Annotated in this window: 28 protein-coding genes; 5 read left to right on the forward strand and 23 right to left on the reverse strand. The window is 61.8% G+C overall.

Going from position 1 to position 24923, the window contains the following annotated elements; translation table 11 throughout:
- On the forward strand, window positions 1-704 hold a 704-nt coding region (locus ACG2LG_RS20820), incomplete at its 5' end, for an NPCBM/NEW2 domain-containing protein (RefSeq protein WP_396262308.1).
- A gap of 57 nt (window positions 705-761) precedes the next feature.
- On the opposite strand, the gene ACG2LG_RS20825 is transcribed toward ACG2LG_RS20820, so the two are convergent.
- From ACG2LG_RS20825 to ACG2LG_RS20850, 6 genes are all read right to left on the reverse strand, one after another.
- Window positions 762-2168, reverse strand: a complete 1407-nt coding sequence (locus tag ACG2LG_RS20825; protein ID WP_396262309.1) for a phage portal protein — start codon at window positions 2166-2168, stop codon at window positions 762-764.
- Entirely contained in the window at window positions 2165-2425 is a 261-nt protein-coding gene (locus ACG2LG_RS20830) for a hypothetical protein (RefSeq protein WP_396262311.1), read from the reverse strand. The genes ACG2LG_RS20825 and ACG2LG_RS20830 overlap by 4 nt, the downstream gene beginning before the upstream one ends.
- Window positions 2426-2600: 175 nt before the next feature.
- A complete protein-coding gene (locus tag ACG2LG_RS20835; RefSeq protein ID WP_396262313.1) occupies window positions 2601-4244 on the reverse strand; it encodes a hypothetical protein in 1644 nt (547 codons plus the stop codon).
- A gap of 138 nt (window positions 4245-4382) precedes the next feature.
- On the reverse strand, window positions 4383-4946 hold the full coding sequence (locus tag ACG2LG_RS20840; protein WP_396262315.1) for a M15 family metallopeptidase: 564 nt from the start codon (window positions 4944-4946) through the stop codon (window positions 4383-4385).
- A gap of 5 nt (window positions 4947-4951) precedes the next feature.
- A complete protein-coding gene (locus ACG2LG_RS20845; RefSeq protein ID WP_396262317.1) occupies window positions 4952-5320 on the reverse strand; it encodes a hypothetical protein in 369 nt (122 codons plus the stop codon).
- Complete coding sequence (locus ACG2LG_RS20850; RefSeq protein WP_396262318.1) at window positions 5317-6690, reverse strand: site-specific DNA-methyltransferase; 1374 nt, start codon at window positions 6688-6690, stop codon at window positions 5317-5319. The genes ACG2LG_RS20845 and ACG2LG_RS20850 overlap by 4 nt, the downstream gene beginning before the upstream one ends.
- 49 nt (window positions 6691-6739) lie before the next feature.
- On the opposite strand from ACG2LG_RS20850, the gene ACG2LG_RS20855 reads away from it, so the two are divergent.
- From ACG2LG_RS20855 to ACG2LG_RS20865, 3 genes are read left to right on the forward strand one after another with little or no spacing between them, the layout of a single operon-like run.
- The gene (locus ACG2LG_RS20855; protein WP_396262320.1) at window positions 6740-7348 is read left to right on the forward strand and encodes a hypothetical protein; all 609 of its coding nucleotides are present in this window, start codon (window positions 6740-6742) and stop codon (window positions 7346-7348) included.
- A 50-nt stretch (window positions 7349-7398) separates the two neighbouring features.
- Complete coding sequence (locus ACG2LG_RS20860; protein ID WP_396262322.1) at window positions 7399-7683, forward strand: hypothetical protein; 285 nt, start codon at window positions 7399-7401, stop codon at window positions 7681-7683.
- Complete coding sequence (locus ACG2LG_RS20865) at window positions 7680-9509, forward strand: terminase gpA endonuclease subunit (protein ID WP_396262323.1); 1830 nt, start codon at window positions 7680-7682, stop codon at window positions 9507-9509. Before ACG2LG_RS20860 ends, ACG2LG_RS20865 begins: the two co-directional genes overlap by 4 nt.
- Here the strand turns inward: ACG2LG_RS20865 and ACG2LG_RS20870 are convergent.
- From ACG2LG_RS20870 to ACG2LG_RS20925, 12 genes are all read right to left on the reverse strand, one after another.
- Complete coding sequence (locus tag ACG2LG_RS20870) at window positions 9492-10193, reverse strand: hypothetical protein (RefSeq protein WP_396262325.1); 702 nt, start codon at window positions 10191-10193, stop codon at window positions 9492-9494. The genes ACG2LG_RS20865 and ACG2LG_RS20870 overlap by 18 nt on opposite strands.
- A gap of 51 nt (window positions 10194-10244) precedes the next feature.
- Entirely contained in the window at window positions 10245-10472 is a 228-nt protein-coding gene (locus ACG2LG_RS20875) for a hypothetical protein (RefSeq protein ID WP_396262326.1), read from the reverse strand.
- 10 nt (window positions 10473-10482) lie between these two features.
- Entirely contained in the window at window positions 10483-10809 is a 327-nt protein-coding gene (locus ACG2LG_RS20880; protein WP_396262328.1) for a hypothetical protein, read from the reverse strand.
- Window positions 10806-11009, reverse strand: a complete 204-nt coding sequence (locus ACG2LG_RS20885) for a DUF6900 domain-containing protein (protein ID WP_396262329.1) — start codon at window positions 11007-11009, stop codon at window positions 10806-10808. Before ACG2LG_RS20885 ends, ACG2LG_RS20880 begins: the two co-directional genes overlap by 4 nt.
- A 4-nt stretch (window positions 11010-11013) precedes the next feature.
- Window positions 11014-11244: a hypothetical protein gene (locus ACG2LG_RS20890; protein WP_396262330.1), complete on the reverse strand. Its 231-nt coding sequence runs from the start codon at window positions 11242-11244 to the stop codon at window positions 11014-11016.
- Between the two features lie 266 nt (window positions 11245-11510).
- The gene (locus ACG2LG_RS20895; RefSeq protein WP_396262331.1) at window positions 11511-11639 is read right to left on the reverse strand and encodes a hypothetical protein; all 129 of its coding nucleotides are present in this window, start codon (window positions 11637-11639) and stop codon (window positions 11511-11513) included.
- A 5-nt stretch (window positions 11640-11644) separates the two neighbouring features.
- Window positions 11645-12268, reverse strand: coding sequence for a hypothetical protein (locus tag ACG2LG_RS20900; protein ID WP_396262333.1), 624 nt, complete (start codon window positions 12266-12268; stop codon window positions 11645-11647).
- A 51-nt stretch (window positions 12269-12319) separates the two neighbouring features.
- Window positions 12320-12925: a hypothetical protein gene (locus ACG2LG_RS20905; protein ID WP_396262335.1), complete on the reverse strand. Its 606-nt coding sequence runs from the start codon at window positions 12923-12925 to the stop codon at window positions 12320-12322.
- A gap of 339 nt (window positions 12926-13264) precedes the next feature.
- A complete protein-coding gene (locus ACG2LG_RS20910) occupies window positions 13265-15397 on the reverse strand; it encodes a primase-helicase family protein (RefSeq protein ID WP_396262337.1) in 2133 nt (710 codons plus the stop codon).
- Complete coding sequence (locus tag ACG2LG_RS20915) at window positions 15394-16470, reverse strand: DNA polymerase (protein ID WP_396262338.1); 1077 nt, start codon at window positions 16468-16470, stop codon at window positions 15394-15396. The genes ACG2LG_RS20910 and ACG2LG_RS20915 overlap by 4 nt, the downstream gene beginning before the upstream one ends.
- Before the next feature lie 261 nt (window positions 16471-16731).
- A complete protein-coding gene (locus ACG2LG_RS20920) occupies window positions 16732-17145 on the reverse strand; it encodes a hypothetical protein (RefSeq protein ID WP_396262340.1) in 414 nt (137 codons plus the stop codon).
- Window positions 17129-17386, reverse strand: coding sequence for a hypothetical protein (locus ACG2LG_RS20925; RefSeq protein WP_396262342.1), 258 nt, complete (start codon window positions 17384-17386; stop codon window positions 17129-17131). Before ACG2LG_RS20925 ends, ACG2LG_RS20920 begins: the two co-directional genes overlap by 17 nt.
- A gap of 224 nt (window positions 17387-17610) precedes the next feature.
- Here ACG2LG_RS20925 and ACG2LG_RS20930 point away from each other — a divergent pair, with 224 nt between their 5' ends.
- A complete protein-coding gene (locus tag ACG2LG_RS20930) occupies window positions 17611-19821 on the forward strand; it encodes a hypothetical protein (protein ID WP_396262344.1) in 2211 nt (736 codons plus the stop codon).
- 105 nt (window positions 19822-19926) lie between these two features.
- Here the strand turns inward: ACG2LG_RS20930 and ACG2LG_RS20935 are convergent, their stop codons facing one another.
- From ACG2LG_RS20935 to ACG2LG_RS20955, 5 genes are all read right to left on the reverse strand, one after another.
- Window positions 19927-20664, reverse strand: coding sequence for a hypothetical protein (locus tag ACG2LG_RS20935; protein ID WP_396262345.1), 738 nt, complete (start codon window positions 20662-20664; stop codon window positions 19927-19929).
- Window positions 20665-20666: 2 nt separating this feature from the next.
- Window positions 20667-23093: a DUF2800 domain-containing protein gene (locus ACG2LG_RS20940; RefSeq protein WP_396262347.1), complete on the reverse strand. Its 2427-nt coding sequence runs from the start codon at window positions 23091-23093 to the stop codon at window positions 20667-20669.
- 20 nt (window positions 23094-23113) lie between these two features.
- Complete coding sequence (locus ACG2LG_RS20945; RefSeq protein ID WP_396262348.1) at window positions 23114-23698, reverse strand: helix-turn-helix domain-containing protein; 585 nt, start codon at window positions 23696-23698, stop codon at window positions 23114-23116.
- A gap of 174 nt (window positions 23699-23872) precedes the next feature.
- A complete protein-coding gene (locus ACG2LG_RS20950) occupies window positions 23873-24259 on the reverse strand; it encodes a hypothetical protein (protein ID WP_396262350.1) in 387 nt (128 codons plus the stop codon).
- A 63-nt stretch (window positions 24260-24322) separates the two neighbouring features.
- Complete coding sequence (locus ACG2LG_RS20955) at window positions 24323-24811, reverse strand: ImmA/IrrE family metallo-endopeptidase (protein WP_396262351.1); 489 nt, start codon at window positions 24809-24811, stop codon at window positions 24323-24325.
- Window positions 24812-24923 lie beyond the last annotated feature (112 nt).

Consider the following 24923-nt stretch of genomic DNA (forward strand, 5'->3'; position numbering starts at 1 on the left):
TTCAATTCTATCATCGGGAGTTAATACGCAGCCGCAATGATGACTATATCTGCCACACTCAAGAAATCCGAAATAATGATGCCGAGAAGTATAATGAAAATCCGGTGCCACGAGATGCTCAACGGCTAATAGATCAGCGTGCCGATGCAATCGCTGGAATTGATAAGATCTTTGTTGAACAACTAAAAGCCCAGCAAGTCGCCTACACCAGAAAGGGAAATCTTGAAATTGCCAACAGGATTGCCCAGGTCTACCTCGATTTTCAGCCCGCATATTCCAGTTCTGTTTATCTTGACGACATGCGAGAGTCAAAGGTGAAGGTGCTCAACAAGTTGGGAAAGCACGGGAAAAACTTCGATGATCGTGACATCACTGTGAACGGAAAGGTTCCTGACCACTCTCTCTTTACTCACCCGGCGAAGGATCAGTTTTCTTCTGTTACATATCGATTGAATGGATCATTTGAAGAGTTTAGAGGAGTGGCGGCCATCGTCGACAGAACAAGGCCTCATTCGGCGATGACTTTTCGTATTCTTGATGGCGACAAGGTGCTTTGGGAATCTGATCCGCTTACCCGCAGTAGAAGAACTGAGAAATTCAAAATCGATATCCGGGGCGTATTTGAGATAACTTTACAGGTAAAGAGTCATGGGTGGATCGGTGAAGCTTGGGCCGTTTGGGTAGACCCTGAGTTACTGAAATAGGGGTTCCCTCAGAGCCTCCCTCTCCCGGCCCCTGGAGATAACGGTTGCGATGCGGACTCATTGTGTCACAGATCGACCTCCTGGCTTCCAAAGCATCTCCACCGGCACATCAAACTTCTCCGCGGTTTCCAGAATCAGGCGCGCATCGGCCGCGCGGCGCTCGACCTCCTCGCCGAAGTCGGCCCCCAACTCGCCGTAGTGGTCGCTCAGGGTTTTAAGGCCCATTTCGACGTCCGCCCGGTTCTGCTGGGCCTCCCGTCCAGAATCTACAACCACCCGCTTGGGTGGGGTGCTGCTGATCTTCCACCAACCGGCCACGGGATCGATCAACCCGCGGTCGATTGCATCCCCGATCACGAACGCCCACACCGGGCGGAGCAGGCGGCGTTCGAGGATCATCTGGCGGAACGAGAATCGCCGGTCCGCCTTTGCCACGATCAACCGCACGCCCGCGCCACCGATCTTGCCGGAATCCGCCGCGAACTCGAACGGAATCACCCCAAGGGCCGAGTCGCGGCGCAGGTGTTCCAGGAATCCGGTGAAGGTGGGCGACGGGCGATTCGGTTGGAAGCTGTCGAGTGATTCCTCGGGTTTGAGGGCCACCAGCTTGCCACCGATGATCCGCTGTAGGCTGACCGGGTCACTGCCCTCACCCGCCCCACCGGTTCCTCCAACTACGAAATCCCCGTTGTCGTCGATCTCGCCGCGACCGGTCTTGAGCACCCGGGCGACGTCGCAGTTGTCCTTCACCGCGTGCTTCTCCAGAGCCAGGAGTTCCATCTCGTCGAGCACGTGGTTGATCGAGTGCTGGATCGTCGGGTGGGAGCGCACGCCCCCGGCCCATTCCGGCTCGAACAGGTGCAGCACCGAGGGGGCCGGCAGGTCACGCCCCTTTCCGTTGTCCTCCAGCACCCGGTAGAACACCGGGGCGCCCCAGCCGTCCAGTCCCACGCCGTCGATGGTATCCTTCGAGCCAAACTCGTCGCCGATCCGGTGGGATTCAATGAGTTGCAGGCGCGGTTCGCCCTCGGTGTCCCGCGTCTTGTGAACGAAATACTCGCCATCGATGTCGATGCCGCGGCAGACCAGTGCCTGGCATTCCTCGAAGGAAAACCGCCGCGTCACCTCGCAGCGGGCGGACCAGAAGGAAAAATACTCCTCGGCGGCGCGGTTCCAGCCGGCATCCCCGGACTGCGCTTGGATCCGGATCCCGTCGCCGGTCGAGTAGATCGCCATGTTGGCGACCAGTTCGCGCACGAAACCCGAGTTCTTGTGCAGGTAGCGGGACTTGCGGACCAATTCGGTGCGCACCGAAGAGGTGAGCTCCTGGCGTGCGTCGGTGGGCGAGGCACCCGGCACGCTGCCCCGGCGCGACGACCAGTTCGCCGCCTCGAAGGGCGAGGACCAGGCCTTCGGGACCAAGATGGGCGGCAGCAACTGCGCAGCGATGGAACGCAGGGTCATTTCGGCAGGTGGCCCTCGATAAAGGACGCCCCGGCGATGCGGACGCGGCCGTAGGTTTCCGGGTCAAGCACCCGCAGCCCGTGGACGCATTCCTCAAGGACGTCTGCTACCGGCATCGAGAACTGCTTTCCGACCGACGTCTCGGCGTCGTTCCAGTTCATGATCGTCTTGCCCTCCAGCAGCAGGTCTTTGGCTCGCTGCTGGATGGCGAGGATCTCGGCGACGGTGAATCCGGTTGTGAAGAGGCCGCGGGCCATGTCCGGCGGCGGGTGTCAACAACAACACGGAGACTCAGAACCTGCTCAGCAAGGCCGCCGCTGCCTAAACGATTAGTCGAAAGCTGAGGGGTCCACGCGCAGATTATTGGTTGTCAATACTGAGCAAGTTGCCATGCCGCGTCTCAATCGAACTTACAAAGCCGGGCCGGGAAAATCAGGAATCTTCGATCACAAATCCTCTGTCATTACTCACTTTTTGAAGCCCGTTAGCTATGTCCATGTATATGCGCCACTCGTTCTGTGATAGACCGACTCCAAATGTTTTCTCCAAAAGACGATCATAGTCGGGGATCTGCTTCGCTGTTTGCCAAATGTTCAAAAAGCTTTGGAATCGCCCAATTGCGATTCTATCTTCATCCCGGGTCAGCATTCTCTCAAGGAACTCGCTCACTATTCCGGAAATGGAGGCACTCTTAACCACATCGAAGATCCGCCTCACGATGCGAGATCTTCGTTTCATTGTATGACGAAGAACCGCCGACATGGCTGCTTGCAAGTCCGAGTCAAGATCCTGGAAATCACCAAGGGTTTCGCACAGCTTTAATTTATCTTCGTAGTCTGTGACGGCTGCTCGAATATCGGAGAACTCTTCCCTTAGCTTAAGTAGCTGGAGTGGTATTTGCTCTCTGCTCTTGCTCTTCTGCAATAGAATTGCCGTCAGCATAGGAATAGCCATTCGAACAAGGCGCTTACTCTCATAGAGCCGGATTGCCAAGGACTGGTATCGGTTGTCCAAGTGCTTGAACATGTCATGGACACGTCTTGGCGGTTGCTTTGATCTCACAAGAAGTGGCAGGTGTGCGAGATCACAGCAGAAACTAATACCTTGTTTCTCCGCGCAGGTAGCGAGCAGCCTTGCCGGATAGACCATTGTGTGAACGAGGTAATGCGAACTTCTGTGATCACTATCATGGCGGAGCATTAGCTTGGATCCGACAAGCTCCATAAGAGGAAGATCGCTTGATATTGAATAGCTCCACAACTTCCTGATTTGCTCTTCGTCCACGATAGCTGGCCCGATAGGATTCCGACCCTCAAAAAAGAATGGGCCAATGGACAAAAGGCCGACGTCTTTACTAGCATCAGAAAGTTGGGATCCCGCTTTGATTACCGATTGACCCTCCAGAATATCGGTAACAGGTGCCTTGCCCCATGAACTTGAGAGGCTTGTAAGTTCTGGTCCTTCAAGGAGTTCTTTGAATGTTGCAGCAACATCTCCCTGCTCAAAGGCCTGGGCCTCGCTGGGTGTGTAAGGAGTTTCAATTTCTTCAAAGAAGACCACGGCCTCAGCCAACGAGCACAGACTGTGAAAGTTGTTAACATTTGGCTCGTGTTCACCTGATATTAGCTTGTCTACCGCGAATAGCACATCGGGGGTAATAAGGGATCGATTGGAGGAGGCATCTGGAGTTGATTCAAAACCCTCTTCGAGCATTTCGTCCAAGAGCCTCTCCCGAGAGAGCATGATGAATAAGTCATTAGCGGCTTCCACAAATTGGGTTAATCGAACTTCGGAAAGACCCGTTTGATGGGAAATATACTGAATCTCCTGGCTCTTGAGGGCTGCCAACTGACCAGCTGAATCAAGTCCACAACTTTGCAGTTTTTCTGAAGTCTTTTTTCCAACGCCATAGATGGCGCTCAACGGAATTGGTGAAGGCGTAAGCCCGTCTGGGGGCAATTCTCGGCGGATCCCAAACTGAAGAAGCATCAGGTCTGGGAATCCCGGGGCGGGAACGGGTTCTTCTGGGCTCATTTGGCAGGCTGCAACACTATTTTGATGAATGGCTTCGTGCACGCCGCCCTGGCTGCGCAGGGCTTGGTGTGGGGCACCCAACTGGAGGTCAAGTTTCGTCGTAACGCTACGAAACGTTATTCCATTGAAACAGATCCTGTCGACCTTAAGTCCCAAGACCAGAAAATGCGGATCTACACTTCAGTCCTCGTGCGGGCGAGAGGTGGGCATCCATTTGCTGCGCGCCTCAGCTAAGGAAATACCCAGCTTCAACTGCAGGTGTGGCTTGTCCTTGAAGCCCTTCCAGCGTCCGCCCCATTCCAGGCCGAGGTCCTCGCCGACCTTTCCGCATCGGTCCATCAGCGGGCTGTCCCAAAGCGGCTGCCCGGCCGGATCAAAGACCACAAAATCCCAGGCCACTCCGAAATTGTGCCAGGAATAGCCGGGCTTCGCGTTGGTCACCTTCGGCCCGGGTGCGGAGCGACCCTTGGCGTAGAGTGCCGCCTGTTCAGCATTGGAGCGAGTGCCGCAGATCACCTTCACAGCAATCCCCTCGGCCCGGCACCTGGCCAGCCATTCGCGAGCCTTCGACTGCGCCCGTGGAACCAGCGTGGCGATGTTCTTCTCCGAGCGGGCGTCAAAGGAAGGGGTCGGACGAGTGAGACCAAGTTTTGCAGCGACTGCCCCTGCGGTAATCGGGCCGGGAATTCCATCGGCGGTTACACCGACGAAGGCCTGAATCTCCTTCCAGAGTGCCAAGCTCATCGCACCTACTTGTCGGCGCGCACGGTGCGCACCAATTCGTTGATCGCACGCACAGTTTCGGCGTCGGCCTCGAGGGTGGCGGTGCCGGTCCGGGTGTCCAGTGTGCAGGACGACAGGAACGGGGTCGCCAGCAGAGCGAAAGCGAGCAGGAGAAGCGGAAGTTTGAACGAACGGTTCGCCTTCCCGTCATCGAGGATGTCACCGACACCCACGACCAGTTCCTTCAGCGCGAGAGCGATCGGGCCGGCTGCGAGCAGGTAATTCGACAGCCCCGGGCTCAGCACGTTCGCCACGCCGGTGAGGTCCAGGAGGGCCACGGCCGATAGAGCGGAACCGACTGCCGTCAGGAGGCGAAGGAAGGGAACTTTCTTCATGGTGCCTCCTCCCCGGTGTCAACAGGCTCGGTGAATTCGGAGGTCACGTCCTCCTCCACCCCGTCGCGAATCCGCCGTGCCGTGCGGCCCTCCCCGAGGTTGAGCCACCGTTTGACGATCACGTCGCAGTAGGTGGGCGAGATCTCCATGCCGAAGACGCGGCGGCCGAGCTGCTCGGCGGCAACCAGCTGGCTGCCCGACCCGGTGAGCGGCTCGTAGCAGAGTTCTCCCTTCCGGGTGTGCTGGCGCATCGGAATCGCGAAGCACTCCAGCGGCTTCGGCGTCGGGTGGTCGGGCCGCTCGTCGTTATTGATCCCGTCGATGTTCCAGACGCTGCGCAGGTGCTCGCTGTCGGCCCGCGGCGGCTTCTGGCTCTTGATCCAGCCAAAGAAGCACGGTTCGTGCGCCCAGAGATACCACGAGCGCGTGAGGATGGGGCGGTTCGGCTTATGCCAGATGATCTGCTGGTGGACGAAGGCGCCGTTCTTCTCCCAGGCTTGTTCGACCATCATCTGCCGGCGGCTGGCGTGCCAGCAATACCAGGCCGCGTCGGGCAGGATGGCGTGCTCGATGGCGATACGGATGAAGCGCTCGTAGAGGTCGTTGTTGCGCTCAAGGTCGGCGTCGTCCCAGGTCGCGCCGTAGGTCTCGGACCAGTCGGTGTTCTTGGTGCGGCTGGTGCCGGGGTGGTTCGTGCCATCGTAGCCAACCAGGTAGGGCGGGTCGGTGGCAAACAGGACCGCACGCTGCCCGTCCATGAGGCGGGTCACATCCTCGGCACTGGTGGAATCCCCGCAGAGCAGGCGATGGTCCCTAAGCAGATAGAGATCACCCGGACGTGTGAGGGGGTTGGGGGGAGGCGCCGGCACCGTGTTGTCCTCGTCCTTCGTCTCGGGAGGGAACAACTCGTCGATCGAAATGGCGTCGAAGCCGGTGAGGTCGAGATCGATCTGCCCGTCGAGTTCCTTGATGAGTGCCTTCAGCTCGTCCTCGTCGGTTTCGGCGAGTTCGGCCAGGCGGTTGTCGCTGACCAGCACCGCGAGTTCCTCGTCGTCGTTGGCAAAGCTCTGGAAATCCACCGGCACCAGTTCCAGGCCGAGTTTCTTCGCCGCCATCAACCGCCCGTGGCCGGCGACGATAAAGCCTGAGCGGGAAGAAACCGTGATAGGGTGCCGCCAGCCGAAGTAGCGGATGTTCTTCGCCAGGAGATCAATCTGCCCGTCACTGTGGGTATTCGGATTACGCGGGTTCGGTTTCAACTCATCGACCGGCACCAACCGCTCGTGTGAGCACCACACCTCCACTCCGCCGGCGAGCGCCTTGGCCTTCGGTTTTTGATCGGCGGGCGGGGCGGATTCAGCGGTCTCCATGCCGCGCCTCAGGTGTCAACGGCACCTTTGACACGAGGAACGAGGCTGCATGCCCGTGGATATCGAACCGGAAGTGGCCGAGAAGGTCCTCGATCTTGATTTCTCCAATATCCTGAAAAAGGTCCAGTCCGGCAAAACCCTGACGGTCGCCGAGCGCGCCCGAGTGCAGGCGCGAGCCGCGGGCAGCACGGATTCCACGGCCTACGCCAAAACCGTGGTCGAACTCGCGGCCCTGTTGGGCGTCACACGGCGCACCATCACCGCCTGGCGCAAACTCCCCGGGGCCCCGGCCTCAACGGCTGCAGGCGCGCACCCTGTGGCCGAGTGGCGCGAGTTCGTGCGCGTCCGCGGGCTGAAGGGCGGCCATTCCGTCCATGGCAACGAGGAGGCGCTCAAGGCCCGGAAACTCCTGGCCGAGGTCGAGGAGCGGGAGCTCAAGGTCGCCATCAAGAAGGGCGACTACGTGCTGGTCAGCGAGGTGCGGGAAACGTGGACCCGGTTGGTCGGTCGTGCCCGGGCACTGCTGGAAACCCGGCTCCTCAACGAGATGCCGCCGGTGCTTTCCGGCAAGGACGCCCACGGAATCCGTCGCGAACTGGAGTCCGCAGTCACCGAAGCATTCGCTCTCCTCCACCAGGGGAAGGAGGGGCCGAAGTGAGGAAGCGGGTGCGGCGACGGACACGCTCCCCGCTGGAGGCGCGGTTCGCCATGCTCTGGCGCTCCCTCGACGGACCGCCGCTGGAACGCGAGTTCCGGTTCCATCCGACCCGCAAATGGCGGGCCGACTTCGCCCACCTGCCGAGCCGCACCCTGATCGAGATCGAGGGAGGAATCTGGGTGCGGGGCCGCCACACCACGCCGCGTGGATTCACGGCGGATGCCGAAAAGTACCTCGAGGCCGCGCTCGCCGGCTGGCGGGTGCTGCGGTTGGTCGACCGGCAGCTCACGCCCGCGGTGGTCGGCCGCATCGTTGACCTGTGCTCCGGGGCATGAACGGAGCGGAGCGACTGGAAGCGATCTGGCGGGAAGCATGGCGACCGCCGGACAAGGCCCCGCCGTGGGAATGGGCCGAGCGTCACATCAACGCGATCCCCTACTCGCCCGTGCCGGGCCGGTTCCGTAGTGAGAACTCACCATGGATCCGCGACGTGATGGAGGCGATGGTCGATCCCGCGGTGCGGCAGGTGTGCGTGCTGGCGTCTGTCCAGTCGTCCAAGACGATCGCCGCCGAACTCTGCCTCTGCCACGTGATCGCCAACCTGCCGGGGCCCACCCTCTGGCTCAACGAGACCGACGAGGACGCCAAGGACCAGAGCGAGGCCCGGTTGCAGAAGCTCTTCGACGAGTGCCCTGCGGTGCGCGCCCTCTACCCGGCCAACCCGCACCACAAGCGGAACCGCACGATCCACTTCGCCAACGGGATGCCGCTGTGGGTAGTCGGAGCCCACAACAAGACGAACCTGCAGCGCCGGTCGATCCGCTGGATTTTTGCTGATGAATGCTGGAACTACCCGCCGGGCCACATGGCGGAGGCCGAGGCCCGAGTCACCGCGTTCGGGTGGCTGGGCAAGTGCATCTGGATGAGCCAGGGCGGCGAGGAGGACGATGACTTCCACCGCAAGTTCCTCACCACCGACCAGCGCGAGTGGACGTTCGAGTGCTTGGAATGCGGCCACCGCCAGCCGTTCAAGTGGGAATGCGTCGAGTGGAGCAAGAGCGCGAAGGATGAGTTCGGCGAGTGGGACTTCGAGGAGGTGCGCCGGACGGCGGCGCTGCGCTGCGAGGAATGCGGTCACCACTACGAGGACAGCGACCGGGCGCGCCGGGAACTGAATGCGACGGGGCGCTTCGTCCGGATGAACCCGAAGGCCGCCGCTCAGAACGTCGGGTTCCACTGGAACGCCCTGTGCGCGATGGGCTGGGGCCAACTCGCGGAACTCTACCTCCGGGCGAAGGCGGCGGCGCGGAAGGGGGACGTGAGTTTGCTCCAGCAGTTCTACCAGAAGCGGCTCGGGCTTCCGTGGCGGGAATACGTCGAGGATTACAAGCTCGAGATCACCAAGTCCGGATACAAGCGCGGCGAGACGTGGGAGGAGGAAGGCGCGATCACCCCGCGCACCGGTGCCGTGCTGGCCGCCCCGCTGCCGGAACGCAAGGGGCTCATCCCGCTACGGTTCCTGACGGTGGACTGCCAGCTCGACCACATGTTCCTGGTGGTGCGCTCGTGGTCGGCAGACGGGTCCTCGTGCCTCGTTTGGAACGAGCGGGTTCTGACCTTCACCGACGTCGAGGAAGTCCAGGAACGATTCGGGATCCACCCGTCGCTGACATTCGTCGATGCCGGCTACGCGACCTACGACGTCTACCGCGAATGTGCGAAGAGGGGCTGGGTCGCCTTGATTGGTGACCGGCGCCTCGTGTTCCCCCATAAGAGCCGCGGCGGCCAACGGATCCAGCGGTTCTACTCGCCACGCCGCAAGGTGGTCCTGACCCACCGTCAGAGCTGCGTCGTCCACTACTGGTCGAACCTCAACATCAAGGACACGCTCGCCCGTCTCCGCCGCAACCAGGATCCGGGAGCCGGCCCGACCTGGGAAATCCCCGACGACATCGACGAGGACTACCTCGCCCAGATGGAAGGCGAGCAGCGGGTGAAGGAACGCGGCAACTGGATCTGGAAGCAGATCGGATCCCGGCCGAACCACTACCTTGACTGTGAGGCCATGCAGACCGCGGCCGCCACCATGCTCAAGATAGTGGGGCGCGAAGCGGCGGAAGTGGAACAAGGAGCCGAGATGTCCTCAAGGGGTGAACGGTGACCCGTTCGCACGAAAGAGCAGCATATCGAGCACCTTGGCTTTGGTATAACGCCTCCTTGTCGACTTACCCGAACTGAAACCGAGCACCTTCGTTGATGCCGCGAATCCATCAACCACGGCACGGTTCTCGTCGTAGCACTTGGCGACCAGCTTCAGCGCATCACGATTGAAGCGGCGGAACCCCGACCCCCCTGCACCCGATTTCTTCGGGTAACGGGTTCTCAGGGTGTTGGTCGCTTGGGTGTCGAATGCCGGGCAGCAACCAAAAGCGCCAAGCATCACTTTGGTAACAAGGATCATTGGTTGCTGGCTTCCGACCACCACCAGACGCCGAATCTCTTCATAGGCACCGATCAACGTCCGGATATTCTCGTCCGAGTAGTCGTCGCAATCGATCTCCCAAAGCTCGTCGAACTGACCCGAACCTATCTCCCGCACGAATGGCAGGAAGTGTCGCATGCTTTTCTCCCGGAGCAGGCGGCTCGATCCGCGGAACATCCCCCAGCTGGCCAGATAGCACATAAGCTGCATGCACGCACTCTGAGCTTCTTGGGGTACCTTGAGTGCGGAGGTATTCCCGCTCAGCGAACGGAAGTAGCCGTAGCAGTAGTCAAACGATGCGTATCGGGCATCTGCGTCCCGCTCTGCCAGATAATCTCCTATCAGCCTGCTCGCACTGGCCATGGGCCGATTCTCCCATTCCGTCGACTAGAGGCAAGACCAGGAAACAGCCTATCACCCATTGTCCGGGTGCTCGGCGTAGAGATTGAGCCAGTGAATAAGTGCCGCCTTGGTGGTCGGCACCTCGAACAAGCGGGCGGTCTCGTGCAACGGCTCCGCCTGCTCGGCCAGTTTGCGAAGATGCTCACGTGCCGCACGGACCGCGTCTCGCTTGCTCGGGTGGAACGAGAATCCAGCCGAGTTGCCGCCTTCAGTGGAGTAGTGGTTGCGGTAGATTCTCATGGCTGCGGGTCTATTGCTTCGCGGTCTGCCGCAACTCCTTGATCTGGGCGGCGGTCAGCGGGGCGGGCTCGCCGCGCTTCTCCCAGGTGTCCTTGTTGCGCCCGAATCCGAGCTGCACCGATAGGCTCGCCTTGCTCATCTCCACCCCGTTGGCGCGCATGATGGCGTCGGCCTCGGCGGTCTTCACACCCGCCTTGCCGAGCGCCCGGGCCACCGCGCAGGCGGAATGGTCGAGGATCTTCACGTGGCGAGGCTTCTTGGTCGCCGGCTTCGGTTTCGTCTGTTTCGCAGCCTTCTTGGCCGCGGGCTTCTTCTTCGCTGTCTGTTTTGTGCTCATTTCGTTTTGCGGTTGTTGGGTTTGGGGAGAATCGGAGTAGCGGAGCGGTGGCCGGCCTCGTATGCCGCCACGAGCGCCTCGCGGATCTGCCAGACCGCCAGGTCGTGGAAGTCGAGGCCGTCGGAGTGGCGGGTTTCGAGGGTGTCCAGACCGAGGACCTCGCGGGCGATCCGGGTGGCGGTGGTGTCTGCTTTCTTCATGGTCCTATTCCTCCGGGATCAGGTTGCAGGCGACGGCGATCTCCTTGAGCGACACGACCGTGCGGCCGGCGTCGCCAACGTGGCCCCAGTGGACCGCGTCGGGATCGACGCCCATGTGCTCGTCGAGGTGGGCCTGGATCATGGCGACCAGGTCGCGCGCCTCGTTGATATTCCGGATGAATGCCCCGACCGGATCGTTGTCGGGCCTCTTGGTGGGTAGGCTTCCCGCTTTCATTGCGTCCGTGTGATCCCTCGTTTCCGCCCAGATATGAAGGTGAATCTCGCAACTCCGATCAGATTTATTCCACTGGCAATCAAAGGGTTGTGGAGATCTTGGCGCGGAGGCAGCTCAACCTCCTGCAGCCTCTTTCCGACCCGCGCCACGCCCCGCAAATAGTGGGAAGTGGGAAATGGCGGGTTTCTCGCGTTTTGGACGCCGGTGCGGGGAAGCCCGTTCGATAGATTCGATCAGGGACCCCGAAAGTTAGGCGATGGCGACCGTCAGGCGGCGAACAGCAGGTAGAGGAGCTTGCCGATGACCAGGCTGACGAAGATGTAGGTCGCGGCGAAGCCGATGGCGGCGAAGCCGATGGCGGCGAAGATGTCTCTGGTAATCTCGAACTTGCTCATGGTGGTTAGAGTCGTTGGAAGAACTCGACGACGGGCTCGAGGTCCTCGCGCCACGCATCGCGCTGCTCGTCAGGCCACTGTGCCGGGTCCTGCTTGCGGAACCAGTCGACCAGCGTCATCAGCGCCTCTACCGGCTTGTACTTGCCGGCCTCCTTGTTCGGCTCCTCGAAGATCTCCTGCTTCGAGATCCGGATCGCCTTGCGCAGTTCGATAGCGGTCATCCCCTCCTCGATCGCCCGGTCGAGCCAGCGGTCCTGCTCAGCCTCGTCCGGGAAGGCGAAGGCAATCTCGCAGTGGTGGGTGAAGGTGAGTTCGCGGCGGCGGCGAGCGATCGGGATATGCTCCGCGGTGAACTTGGCGGCTTTGAGCGTCGGGATGGCGAGGGCCGTGGCTTCGGATGCCGCCTTGTATTTCGACGCGACGTAGCGGTTTCCCCAGTGACGCTGAGCGAAGGCGAGCGCGTCACCCCACAGCCAGTTCGAGCAGCCGGTGATGTGCTCCAGGCAGGCGAAGACGGTGGATGCTGCCTCCGGCGTGAGCGAGTCATCGATCTCCAATCCAATGCGCGTGGCGCGCACTCCGGGGATCTGGACGGCGTTCTCGGCGGTGGTGAGCATCGTGTCGGTCATGGCCCGGAGGCGGTGTCAATTTCGGTTCTAGTCGTATCGTTAACGATACGACTAAACGGCCCACCGGCGGTTCGAGGTGCGGAACTTGGTCCGGGATTTCTTGCTCTTCATGGCGCGGGACGGCGGCAGTCCGAGTTCATCAAGCAGCTCGTTGCAGCGCTTGTGGAAGGCCTGGCGGGTGATGCCGTGGCGCTTGGCGAGGCTGGTGCCGCTCTCGCCCATGCGCAGCGCCAGGCCTGACACGAACGACAGGCAGTCAGCGTGCAGCCCGCGCTTCTCCTGGTCGATGAACAGGATGGCGAGCTTGCGGAGGAGCTCAGCGCCGTGCGCTCCGCCAGCCATCGCCCGGGCTCGCTCCTCGATCGACTCCATGATGTGCGGGTAGTCGGCGAGGATGTCGTCGAGCGATTCGTTGGACGGCGCCGCGGGAGCTTCCTCACTGGCCGCCGGGGAACCCGCCACGTCGTCCTTGTAGCCGGTGCCGTTGGACGAGCCGTCGTGGGCGAGCATGGGCGCCAGCAGTCCGTCTGCTTCGAGGCGGGCACGCTCGGCGGGGTCAAGGCCGTCGAGCCATGCCTTGGCCTCCGGGCTGTCCCAGGCCTCGCGGTAGCGCCGGTCGCGATCCGACTGGCCGGCGGCGTAGGCGTCAGCAGCCATGGCGACCTCCTTTCCGGCGGGGTTGGGCGAAGGGTGGTGACAGTAAGTCGAGGGGAGGCGCTACTGTCACCCCTACTGTCACCGCTGTAGCCCTTGATTTTGCAGGGGTGGTGACAGTAGTGACACTAGTGACAGTACATACATACGTGTTACGTGTGCGCGGGGTGTTGAAAATGCTACGGTGATACCCCCCGATAAGGAGAAATCGCTTCCGCAAACCGTCACCTGTCACCGATTCCTCGCAACGCGCTCCACACCAGCAGTTTGCGACGGTGACAGTAGTGGTGACAGGTGACAGTAGCTGCCGCCGGCGGGATCCTGGAAGTGAACGGTTCATGATCAGAATGGGCAGTTTTCAGGATCAACCTCCACGTCGCGCGTGATGCGCCACAGGCGCACCCGGTTCTGCCGGGGCATGCGCTTCACGCCCGGGTATCCCTGCGCCTCCAGCTTGCCCAGGAGCCGTCCCAGCTGCTCCGGCGTGTACTTTTCCGCGACGTGCTTCGTGGTCTCGTCGTTCAGCATTTCGGAGAGCAATTGGCTCGATGAGCCGACCCACTCCTCGATGTCGGAGTTCCCGAACAACGAGCGGCAGAACATCTCGAGGATCTCGATGAACACGCCGGTGCGGCTCGACTGCTGAGCCGCTTCAACGAGTTCCGGGTGGTGGTAGCACTTCACCCCGAAGCGAGCATCCCCGACGCAGTGTTCCGGGATCCGGTAGTCCGCGAGAAAGCGGGCGAAGGCGGGCAACTCGGCACGGATCCGCTTGGCGGCATCCACGAAGTCGCGCTCCACGTTCGCCACCTGGAAGAGCATCACCTTGTCCAGGAGGCTCATCTCCACGTCGGGGAGAATGCGGATCGATTCCGGATCAGCGTTGCAGGTGATGATCACCCGCCCGGCCCACGGCAGCATGATCTCGTCGCGGAACTTCGGGTGGTAGCGGAACGAGTAGTTCGCCGGGATCTTCTTCAGCATCGCCGAGTAGAGCTGCTGCTTCCGCGGGTCCGATGAGGGCACGGTGTCGTCCACCGTCCACAGCCCCACCTCGAAGAGCTCCTTGTTGAAGCGACTCTCCCCGAGCAGGTAGTCGCTGGCGTCCATGTGGCCGCCCAGTAGGTCTCCGACGAGCACGTTGGAGACGAGCGTCTTGCCGAGGTTCACGTCGCCAGCGATGAAGATCGCCTGTCCGTTGCGAGGACGACCGGCACGGGCGTGCTGGTAGGCGTAGGCAAGCCACGAGAGGAAGTAGTCGAGCTGCTCGGGCGGATCGAAGTAGCCGTCCAGGAGGGCCGCGATGTAGGGGAAGCTTGCACCCCATGGCTGCGGATCCTCCGCGGGCTTCAGCAGATCATGCCGCGCGATGTTGAGGTAACGCTTCGCCCCGAACTTCACCATGGCCTCGCGGCGGTAGATGAAGGGAGCCGCACCATCGACCACCTTCACCGACTGGATCTGGTTGAGCACCTGATCCATCTGCGAGAACGTTGCGCCCTGGGGCCGCTCGTCGGTGATGCCATGTGCCACCCGCAGGTGGCAGGCGATATCCGGCCGCTTGTAGAGCCTCCACACGCCGTCCACTCGACGCCAGTAGTCGCGCCCGTCGAACCAGATCCCGTCGATGGCCGAGCCGATGGTGTCGGCGCGGAACTGCTCGACGAACTTGCGCCCGAGGATCTCCCCCCACGTGACGAACGGTTTCGGACCGGTGAAGCACTGCATGCCGGTGCGCCGCACGATGGCCGCCGTCGGGTTGTCAGCTCCGTCGTCCCAGAACCGTGCGCCGCGCGCCCCTTCGTCGAAGGGACCACTCCAGCGGCCGGGAAAGCGCTTCTCCACCGCCTCGGCCACCCGCGTAAGCGGGATCATGTCACCGTAGCGCGACCAGTCGCCCTTCTTGGAAGCGGCCAGGAGCCACGAGTGGAGCAGCGAGGTGGGCAGCGGCGCCTCGTGCAATTGCTGCCAGTCGCTGCCGCAGTGGTAATACTGGCTGGTCGAGAAGAACGCCTGCTCGTCGAGGCCAGGGAAGATTTTCCTCAGCTTCAACTCGCTAGCGAGCTTGCGAAGGAACGCTTCTGTCACCTTCCACCCGTAGACCGGCACCCGGTCCGCGAACACCCAGACGAGCCGCACCTGTCCGGAGAACGTGGTCGAGATGTAGTTCGGCGGATAGTCCTTCGAAGCCCGGCGCAGGAATGCGAGCCGTTCGTCAGGCGCCACCGGGCTGTCGTAGTCGGCGACCACGGCGTGCATGAACACCGGCGGGTTGGCCTCGCTGACTCGCATGGCAGCGTGCGTGCCTTCGAAGCCCGAGAAGAACAGGCTCTCGGTGGTGGGCTTCGCGCACCAACGCTGGAATTCCTCCTTGGTCACCCCCTTCGGCGTGGAGCCGTTGAGGTAGGTCCACGGAGTGTCCTCGATCACGTTGGAGGACGAGAGATTCGGCAGGCAGAACAGATTGGAGGTCATTTGGCGTAGCGGGAGAGGGTTTGAGTGGAGGCCGCCAGCGGGATGTCGGGCATCCACTCGGGCGGCGTGGTCATCAATCTCGCGATCTCGGTCGCAGCCTCCGCCGCGGTGTCAGCCGGCACCTCGCAGACCACCTCGTCGTGACAGTGGAAGGCGATCGGGATGCCGGCGCGCTCGATCCGGAGCAGCCCCTCGGCGAACACGTCGCGGGCGGTCGCCTGGACCAGGTTCTCGGCGAGCCGGCCTCCGTAGAACCGCTGCACGCGCCCGCCGCGCTCGGTCTGGAACGTCCAGCCGCCGGTGGAGCGCACGTTGTAGTAGGCGAGGCGACGACCGCTCGGCAGTTCGATCTCGAAGGTGCCGTCCCGGGCCGCACGCCGGCAATCCGTCTGCAGCCGATTCCACAGGGCCACGATGCCTCGGTTCGAGGAGCGGAACGCGGCGACGGTGGCCTGCGCCTCACGCTCGCTCAGGTCGATGCCGCACATGGTCTTGGCGATCGCTCCGAACTTCGCCGGGCCGCAGCCGTAGCCGAGCCCGAGCACGCGGGCCTTCGCCAGGGCATAGCGGTCCGGGTCCTCGGTTTTGAGATCACCTCCATCCCAGCCCATCGTCCGGCGAGCGTGGGCCTCGTAGAGCGGGGTGCCGTGAGCGAGCTGGTCGAGGAACGCATGGTCCCCGCACAACCACGCCATCACCCGTGGCTCGATCTGAGAAAGATCGCAGGCGACGAGCCGGTGACCGGGCCGGGGAATGACGCACCCGCGCAGGTCCACGCCGAACATCTCGCCGCGGGGAAGGTTGTGAATGTTCCAGCCGGCGTCTCCACTCCAGCGACCGGTGTGACCGCCGAAGTATTTCAGACCGTAGCCCATGCACCCGTCGGTGGGGCGAGTCCTCGCCCGCATCACCTTGAGCTTCTCCAGGAGCGCGTTCGCCTTGCGCCAGTCGCGCATGGCACCCACCCACGGGTAGGATTCACCATACTGCCGCTCCCACGCCTCGCAGCCGGGATCGTCCTCGGCGAGCGAAGGCGGAGGCTTGATCCCCGCAATGCGACACGCCTCGCCCAATGCCTTCGGAGAGAGAGTGGGTGCGTCCCCGTCAGCCCAAGGAATCTGAGCTTCCGCATCGAATTTCACACGCTGCAGGTGCGCGATTCCTTCATCCACTCTCTCGCGGTCAACGGCCACCCCACGCCAGCCGATGAGCATGGTCTGGCGGGCGAGCGCACGCTCGTACTCTGGCCAATCCCCGGAATACCGCTCCCATAGGGCAAGGCAGGCCTGGGCGTCCCGCAGCGCATACTGCCGGAGTTCCTCGGCACGACCGGCCTACACCGCATCCTCCCACGTGCGGCCCTTCATCCAGCCGCGCATGTCCTTCGACAGGTTCAGGTCCAGCAGGCCATTGGCGGCCTTCGAGAGCGCCCGCTGACCCCCGGAGAAGGCGGCCAGGTTCGCGGTGCAGGGCCACTCGGAAAACTTCGCTCCGCGTTCGATGACCCCCTGCTCGACCAGCCGGGCGTAGACCATCCCGTCGAACGAGCTGTTGTGGCTCACCAGCACCCGGCCATCGAGCCGGCCCCAGTCGAAATCACGCGGGTGCCCGACGAACTCGATGCCCTCACCCGCGATTGCCACCAAGTAGGCGTCAAACCGGGCTTCGGTGACGTAGTGCCAGATCCCGGCATCGGCGACCGAGTAGTCGCGGGCGTAGAAGGTCTCGAAATCAACCGCGACGGCCATCGCCCTCCTCCTTTCCATCAAGGAGCGCGAGCGCTCGTTCAGCCTCGACCTGCACCTCCGCCTGGCGGGCCAGCCAGAAGCAGGAGCGGGCCAGGGCCCGCCAGTCCGACTCCCTCACGAATCGGACGAGATCGGCAGCGTCCGCCGCAATCCGGGCGGCATTGTAGTCACAGAGCTTCTCCTGGCCGGCGTGAAGCCGACCACGTTCATCGGTGCCAGGCTGGCAAGTACGGTGGTCCATACTGCCTCCCTTGCGGGACCGGCGGCGAAATTGGCCCCGGGAACTTCAGTTCAGAAAGCCCTCACCATAAACCGACTGCACGAATCCTCAATTGCCCGCAGCACAGGCCCCGCGACCACGAAGACGCTGCCCCGGCGGAGGCTCTGTCTCGCACTATCAAAAGACTTCCAATCTCTACCCAACAGCGAGACGCTAGTCGCGCCCCGATCTCGAAATCTCAAGAAATGCAAAAGACGCTGTTCCCAAACAACGAATCTTTGTTGACCGTCGAATCGCGAAGACAGGGAATCTTCGCTGCATTACTCCGCTACGCACCCGAAACCGGTTCACTCCGTGATCGCGTGCTAGATCAGCTAATACTGATTGCACTCTACGGAACATCGGAAGACGAACCACTCCGAATTGGAGGCATCCAAGCGAATCTTCGCGTCGACGACAATTCTGGAGTCCTGCGCACTGAAATCATTCAAGACGTACTAGCACGCCTTCAGACTCAAAACAAGGTCTGCCAGACCGAGTTGAAGAAGCGCCATGCTTATTATCTGTCTGCCAACGGCCAAGAAGTCGTGGGCCTAGCTGCAACCACTGCGGCAGAGCTTTTCGCTCCTGTCCTCAAAAGCATGCTCGCGAATGTTTCGTCCACCTGCGATCCAAATACAGCTGAGTCCGTCTGCAGGGCCTTCGTATCCCGAGCGTTTGCATCCGCCGGCCAGCAAATCGCACGACTCGTCACCGGGGAAATATCGAGCGCGGAGCTTATTGAGCAAATCGATGCTCGACGGATCTTCGCATCCGTCGCAAGTAACTACAAGCTGTCCGCCGGAGCCCTGGAGTCCTTGGAAGCCCGATGCTTGGGATTCCTCCGAAGCACAGACATCAACGACGAGCGCCTCAAGTTCAGACTTACGCAAGGTTACTACGTCGCCCAACTTCTCGGCCTCGAGAATTCGGACTTCAACCCAATCGCCGATGAAGCGTTCCGAGGAGCGATCCTATACATCGATACGAATGTCCTGCTCGCCAGCATTATTCCCAGTGAGTCAACCAGCTCTCTCGAAGAACTGGTGAGAATCTCAAGGGGCCTAGGAATTGAACTACGTGTTACGCGCGCTACCCTTAACGAACTCCGCAAGGTAACCATTGATCGTAAGGACGAACTATCCGCGGTCGTCGAGAAGCTCCCTCATGAACTTGCCGAGCGAACTCGCGACGACCTTCTTGAAGGCTACTTCTTCGAGAGGCGGGAGAATCCCGACCTAACCCCGTCGGAATACCTCGATTCATTTGCACTATCGCAAGGCGATCTTGAGAAGCTAGGGATTGTATTCGACGACAGAGACGTTGATGACATCCTAGAAGGCGTCAATGTCGCGAATGAGTGCCGGATCATTGACGAGTCGGCGATTGAAAGGCGAGGCTGGGGCAAGAGCGAATCAGTACAAAGGCACGACGCGTGCCACTACCACGCAGTCCGAGAGGAACGCCTTCGAGGATCAAAAGCATGGTTTCTAACAAAGGACGCAACGTTGCAGTGCGCAGCAGTTGCACTAGACAAGGGACAGTTACCCTTCTGCTTTCCCCTTATTGGCTTCCTACAGGCGATATCACCCTTCCTCGAAACAAGCGCAGAAGATGCACTTGTCGGAATGTTTACGTCAGCTCTAGACAGCAGCATTCACGCTTACACCACCAGCGACAATCTTTTCGATTTGCAGGAACTTCGCCTGATTAGCGAAATGCACGAGGACGTGCTTGCAACACCACCCGATCAATTGGTCCTGGCCTTCGATTACGTGAAAGGAAAGGTCCTTGACGGGGAGCCTTACAGAGAAGCAAGCACCCCAAAAGTAGCCCTTGAGCTAAAGAAGTTTCTCGCCTCAAGCGTTGAGGAGAAGCAGCGCGCCCTGCGGGACGAAGCTCTTCGGCAACAGAGAATCTCAGAGAGCGAGAGAAACAGGAGGCTTGCCTTGGAATCTGAGAAGTCAAAGAGCGAAAAGGCGTTTGCAGCCCTCCAGAGCGGGCTCGATTCAGCACTGCTGACCCAGAAGGGACTACGTTCGGAGATACTTGTCTTTAGATGTGTAATCATGGGCATGGGGTTGCTCTTGGCGCTCGCCATGTGGGGCACCGATGATGTTATATCGACGATGTTCACGACGAGGTTTCCCAACCTTAATCTCAGCCAGGACCACGCCGAAATGCTCTTGCGAGTAGCTGGCAGCATCATCTTCTTATGCACCTCTCTTCCGGTCGTTCTTGTATTCAGCAAGGGCTACCGAATCGCCATATTGAGCGTCATTGCTGCAGTTGCCGGAGCACAGACTGAACTACTCAAGAGCCAGTCTGTTTCTGAAGTAGCGGATTGGCTAGCGATTGGTGGCCCCATAGCCTTGGTAGCCTTACTGCTTCTCGACAAGGGTCGAACGATGTCTTGATCTCTGAGCTTCAGACGCGGGCAACTCGTATCCGGAACACAAGCTCCAAAGGATAGCCGCAGGGGTGGATCTACGCCCCCCGCGGCCATCCATGAGCCGGCACACCTACCCCAAAAGCCCCAAGGCGAAGCTGCAGAACTCCTCTCCATTGCGGGCCTCGTGGCGCAGCACGGGCACGTGGATGAAGTTCATGCCGACCTTGTCCCGCTTGGACGTGAGCGACCACGACCCCAGGTGCAGCCCGTCCTTCAGGGCGAACTGGCTCGCGGTGATGATCGATTTGCCGGCACGGGTGAAGCTCACCCCCCGCAGCGTCCAGAGCGCCAGGCCGTAGGCCTTGCCCTCGAACTCGTAGGGAAAGAGCGGGTTCTCCTCGAAGGGAGAGCGGATCAGCACCAGCGCGTGGAGGATCGGGCTGAACGGCGGGCGCTCGTTGTCGCGCCAGTCAATCCAGCCGCCGGCGGCACGGACTTCCTCAAGCGTGTCGAACACGCGCGGAAGCTCGTCCCCGCCCCACGGCAGGTTCTCCTGGTAGCGCTTGCGGATACGCAGCACCGTCAGGTTCACCGGCTCGGTCCCGTCGCTGATCACCTCTTCCTTGTTGTAGACGATCTGCCCCGGCGTGAACTTCTCGCTCAAGGGGCCCACCGCCTGAACCAGGTGGAGCTTCGGGATGATGAAGTCCTCGGAGTTGAACTCGCCCTCCACCGGCTGGCTCGGGATCGCCAGGCTGGTGCCGGGCGAATCCGTGCCCTCGGTCGGTGACGGTGGGTTCGAATCCTCGGGTTTCGCCGCCTGCGATTCGGCGACCTGCTCTGCGTTACGCTTGAATGACGTAATCATGGTTAGTGTTTGGTTTTGGCGAGGTAGAACGATTCCTTACCGACCTGGACGATGCCGCGGTCAGCCAGAGCCTCGCCGAGCTCCTGTTTCGCCTTGGTCTTCGCGCCACGCGGCGCGCCCTCGGCAAAAGTCTTCTCCAACTTGGAAATCGAAACGTCGCAGCAGCCCGCGAACTGGTCGGGGCTCATGCGGTCCTGCACCGCCGCCCACGCGGCCACGGCATCGGTGATCTTGCGCACCCCTGAGCGACTGCGCAGCTCGTGGCCGGGGATCTCCTGGCCGCCGAGGCGAAGCTGCACCGCGTGGTGCTTCACCGAGTCGCACCACTTTTCGAGCACGCGGGCTGCGGCCAGCGCCCGTGCCATCACGCTCGGGTCGGTGATCTGGCCGGGGTGGAATTCCTCGGGAATTTGAAGTTCGTCTTGGTAGCCGGCGGCGATGGTCAGCGCGTGGCGGTGGAGCGCCGGGCAGGTGGCCTGGCGTCCGCACCACAGGCAGTTCTCGGTGGGCCGGAGTTCGGGTTCCTCTGCTTCGCAGCGGGCGATGATGGTCGAGATCCGCAGCCGCAGCTTCTCCATGTCGGAGCGGGCGTAGGTGGCCGTCGAGATCTCGTCGCGGCGGGGCAGCAACACGTGAGCGGTGATCGTCTGGATGTGCTCGTTGGCCTCGAACACTCCAAGCACGTAGGCCTGCACCTGCGCGTTCACCTCGGCATCGGGAACCGCGCGCCGACCAAACTTGAAGTCCACCACGTCGCCCCGGCCGAGACGGTGGTTGAAGAGGACGTAGTCGACGGTTCCGAAGGTGAGCCCCTCGCAAATGGAAAGCTTCCTCTCGCGCCAGGTGTCGAGATTCTGTTCCCCTTCGCCGCGGGCTTGATCCTCGAGGGATTCGATGTAGTCGCGGCACATCTCGACCACCTGCAGTTGCTCGTCGTCGAGTCCGTCGATCTTGCCGGTTTCGAGGGCTGCGTGCAGGCGGGTGCCTTCCTCGGCCGCAGGGCCCGACTCGTTGTTCGATTGAAAGCCCGGGCAGATCTCCTTGTAGGCAAGGGCACTCGGGCTGTGCTTCGCGTGGGGCGTTTCGTCCATACCCCTCCCTTGCGGCGCGTTTCCGAAAACCGGCCCCGACAAATCCCCGTCGTTGAGCGTGTCGATGCGCGCGAGCTTCGCTTCCACCGCAGCGCAGGCGCGTTCTTCCACGGTGCCCGCGGCAAAGAGGATCCGCTGGATCGAATGGGCTCCGCCGGCGCGGTGGACTCGGCCCAGCGCCTGCCGGAGGTCCTGCGCCGAGAAGGTCGGGCTGATGAGCGCCAGGCGCGGCTTCACCCCGGTCGGGTCGTGCAGGCTCACGCCCACGCCCCCAGCGCGGATGTTGCAGACGATCACATTGACCTCGTTGGCCTGGAACCGGCGGATCGCTTCCTCGCGCTCGGCCGGGTTCTGCCCGCCGTGGATCACGCAGTCGGTGCCACAGCGCTTCGCCAGTTCGTGGAGCGGTTCGTCGAAGTTCACGAATACCGCGACAGACATTCCCTCGTCCAAGGCGTCCTTGGCCATGGCCGCGATCGTGGGCACCTTGAGCGCCTCGATCTCCTGGCGGGCGCGCAGCAGGATGGTGAGGTGGTTCGGAGCGCTGGCATCGAGTTCGGCGGCGATCTCCTCCTTCTTCTCCTCGTCGTCGGTGGCGAGCGCGCGGTTGAGGTCGACCTTCATCTGATCGTAGACCGCCTGGATCTCGCGCTCGCGGCCGGTGCCGACGGGCTCCGCGATGATCTGTGTCTCCGGGAAGTCCGGAATGTCTGCGATCCGCATCCGCGCCCCCATCCGAAGTTCATGGAAGATCCGCCGGTGGATCCGCTCGATGTCGTCGGGGCCACCGGCGAATTCCATGCCGAAGCGGCCCTTCGCCACACCATGCGCCCGGGCCCACGGCCAGTAGTCCTGCAGCCGGTGCAAGCCGAGCGCGTAGCCAATGGCACGCATTTCGAGCGGGTTGCTGGCGGCAGTGGCGGAGAGAAGAAGAAGCCGGAGCCCCTGGCGCTTCGCCGCGATCAACAGGCGTGCGTTCTGCGTGTCGCGTCCCTTGCAGCGCTGGCATTCATCGAAAACGAGCAAGGTTCCGGGCGGGAGCGACCAGATGAATTCCTTGCCACGGAAGCGACCGAGACTGGTGTTGCCCAGCCGCACGGCTTCGTAGTTGTGGACCCCCACCACTTCGACTCCGAAGCCCTCGGCCACCCGCGCCCATGCCGGGAGCACCGCCTTCGGTGCCACCACCGCGAGCTTCAGTCCGAGCCGTTTCGTCGTGGCCGACGCCACGTAGGTCTTGCCCACTCCGGCGTCACTCGAATCGAGTGCCACGCCGCGGCGCACCAGTGTGTCACCGATGCGCCGGGCGTGGTCGATCTGGAAGGGCAGGAGTTCCACCTACCCCTCCCATGCGGAGGTCACGACTCGTCCGGCCCCTCGAGAAGGCCGTCGAGCCAGTCGCGCAACTTCTCAAGGTCGCAGCGCGCCTTCTTGCGGCTCATCCCGAGTGCACGGGCTGCCGCCGAGAGGTTGCCGCCGAACTCCTCGAAGGTGTCGGCCAAGTGCCGAAGCTCTCCGGGCAGCCGAGCCAGCGCCTCGATCACATCAATTCGCCGGTGGCGACGATGGTGCCATGCAGGCTGCCCTCCGCCGTAACGCTCGCGTGCTTCCTCGAGGTCCTGGAGGTCGCCGAAGCAGCTTGCCTCGTCGTCCTCCACTGGCGCCTCGAGTCGCAGGGCCTCACGGTCCGTGCGACGCTTCTCGGCATTGATGTGGTCGAGAATGTCCTTGATGCGGCAGTCCACCGTGCGGCGCACCGCGGCGCGGTAGTGCGGGGCATCCGGATCTATCTCACCGGCCAGCTTCTTCCATACCTGCACCTGCAGGTCCTGTTGCAAGTCCGGGACGTCGTCCGGCGTGATGCCGAAGCGTCCGAGGAGCTTGCTGATTTCCTTGTTGATTACAGTGGTGATGAATTCATCGATTCCTTCGTATTTGTTCAACGGGTCCTTTCCCCGACCGGGGAAGGGGGCCGCTGCCGAATCGCCTCTGCGCCAGAGGACCGACCGCCATCAAAAGAAGAAGCGGAGGTGCTGTGGATTCACCCAACTCGGGTGAAATCCGGCAGCGACCTCCGCTTCCTGCGGTCAGTCGGTTAGTGGTTTGTTACTAGTTTCCTAGTGCTTGGTATTGGCGGGAGCTTCGAGTTCCTCGTACTCCCAATGGATGGGCACGCGGTCGGTGACCTTGAGGGTCATCTCCCAGGTGCCGGAAAGAGTTGCGACTTCGGCCAGGAAATCCCCGACCGCATCCGGGCGGCTACCGCAGTAGCGCCCCTTCAGGTCACGGGCGGGAGGCGAACCCCGTCCTCCTGGCTTGCCCGAGTGGCGCAGCTTCGGCTTCGGGTCGTCCATGATCCGTCCATCGAGGACCTGGAACGTGACCGTGCCGAACCGCATCCGATTCAGCACCGCTTCGAGCCACGCGCCGTTGTGAGCACGGGCTCCCTTCTTCTGGTTTCCATTGTTGGTTTCCATGTTGAAAGTCGTTTGCAGCTTGTTCATGGGGTGTTCCTAGTTGTTCCTAGGTTTTGGGAACGACTTAGGCAAAAAAGGGGCCGGGGCCCCTTAGTTGAAGAGTTCCTCGCGCCTCTTGGCCCGGTCCTTCTTCAGGTAGTTGTCCACGGCGATCCGGGCCATCTGGTTGCTCACGTCGAAGGTGGTTGAGACCTCGTCGATCTTGAGGAAATAGCGGGTCATGGTCCGCGGCGTGGCCTTCTCCATGTCGAACTCAAGCAGCAGTGGTTCGACGACCTGGTAGAAGAGCGGCTTGGGCATGAGGATCGAGGCCATAAACCGGTTCGCCTGCACCTCATACCACGGGGACTGATAGGTGCCACCGAACACGTCGCTCTCGCGGCAGACGATCCGCTCTTCCTTGCGGGTCTGCTGGCGCTCCATCTCCCCGAATAGCAGACCCTGGTTCTGATCAAACATCATCTTCTCGATGAACAGGTTCTCGTGGAGCACACCGTGGCCAATTTCATGCGCTTGGGTTGAGCGGTTCCGGTGACGACCGGTGTCCGAGTTGTCCTCGGCCAGCGCACGGTTGAGCACGATACGATCGAAGCCGTTAACCCGGATTTCTCATACCGAGAATTGAGGGCGGTTGGAGTTTTGGTGTAAGTTGTTGGTGTTCAAATCAATGACTCACACACAAAACCCAACC

The sequence above is a fragment of the Haloferula sp. A504 genome (assembly GCF_044385805.1).
Lineage (GTDB): Bacteria > Verrucomicrobiota > Verrucomicrobiia > Verrucomicrobiales > Akkermansiaceae > Haloferula.

Coding starts and splice junctions, on each gene's coding strand:
- ACG2LG_RS20825 (WP_396262309.1), bottom strand. CDS start 2,168: ATGACCCTGCGTTCCATCGCTGCGCAGTTGCTGCCGCCCATCTTGGTC.
- ACG2LG_RS20830 (WP_396262311.1), bottom strand. CDS start 2,425: ATGGCCCGCGGCCTCTTCACAACCGGATTCACCGTCGCCGAGATCCTC.
- ACG2LG_RS20840 (WP_396262315.1), bottom strand. CDS start 4,946: ATGAGCTTGGCACTCTGGAAGGAGATTCAGGCCTTCGTCGGTGTAACC.
- ACG2LG_RS20845 (WP_396262317.1), bottom strand. CDS start 5,320: ATGAAGAAAGTTCCCTTCCTTCGCCTCCTGACGGCAGTCGGTTCCGCT.
- ACG2LG_RS20850 (WP_396262318.1), bottom strand. CDS start 6,690: ATGGAGACCGCTGAATCCGCCCCGCCCGCCGATCAAAAACCGAAGGCC.
- ACG2LG_RS20855 (WP_396262320.1), top strand. CDS start 6,740: ATGCCCGTGGATATCGAACCGGAAGTGGCCGAGAAGGTCCTCGATCTT.
- ACG2LG_RS20860 (WP_396262322.1), top strand. CDS start 7,399: ATGCTCTGGCGCTCCCTCGACGGACCGCCGCTGGAACGCGAGTTCCGG.
- ACG2LG_RS20865 (WP_396262323.1), top strand. CDS start 7,680: ATGAACGGAGCGGAGCGACTGGAAGCGATCTGGCGGGAAGCATGGCGA.
- ACG2LG_RS20870 (WP_396262325.1), bottom strand. CDS start 10,193: ATGGCCAGTGCGAGCAGGCTGATAGGAGATTATCTGGCAGAGCGGGAC.
- ACG2LG_RS20875 (WP_396262326.1), bottom strand. CDS start 10,472: ATGAGAATCTACCGCAACCACTACTCCACTGAAGGCGGCAACTCGGCT.
- ACG2LG_RS20880 (WP_396262328.1), bottom strand. CDS start 10,809: ATGAGCACAAAACAGACAGCGAAGAAGAAGCCCGCGGCCAAGAAGGCT.
- ACG2LG_RS20885 (WP_396262329.1), bottom strand. CDS start 11,009: ATGAAGAAAGCAGACACCACCGCCACCCGGATCGCCCGCGAGGTCCTC.
- ACG2LG_RS20890 (WP_396262330.1), bottom strand. CDS start 11,244: ATGAAAGCGGGAAGCCTACCCACCAAGAGGCCCGACAACGATCCGGTC.
- ACG2LG_RS20895 (WP_396262331.1), bottom strand. CDS start 11,639: ATGAGCAAGTTCGAGATTACCAGAGACATCTTCGCCGCCATCGGCTTC.
- ACG2LG_RS20900 (WP_396262333.1), bottom strand. CDS start 12,268: ATGACCGACACGATGCTCACCACCGCCGAGAACGCCGTCCAGATCCCC.
- ACG2LG_RS20905 (WP_396262335.1), bottom strand. CDS start 12,925: ATGGCTGCTGACGCCTACGCCGCCGGCCAGTCGGATCGCGACCGGCGC.
- ACG2LG_RS20910 (WP_396262337.1), bottom strand. CDS start 15,397: ATGACCTCCAATCTGTTCTGCCTGCCGAATCTCTCGTCCTCCAACGTG.
- ACG2LG_RS20920 (WP_396262340.1), bottom strand. CDS start 17,145: ATGGCCGTCGCGGTTGATTTCGAGACCTTCTACGCCCGCGACTACTCG.
- ACG2LG_RS20925 (WP_396262342.1), bottom strand. CDS start 17,386: ATGGACCACCGTACTTGCCAGCCTGGCACCGATGAACGTGGTCGGCTT.
- ACG2LG_RS20930 (WP_396262344.1), top strand. CDS start 17,611: ATGCAAAAGACGCTGTTCCCAAACAACGAATCTTTGTTGACCGTCGAA.
- ACG2LG_RS20935 (WP_396262345.1), bottom strand. CDS start 20,664: ATGATTACGTCATTCAAGCGTAACGCAGAGCAGGTCGCCGAATCGCAG.
- ACG2LG_RS20950 (WP_396262350.1), bottom strand. CDS start 24,259: ATGAACAAGCTGCAAACGACTTTCAACATGGAAACCAACAATGGAAAC.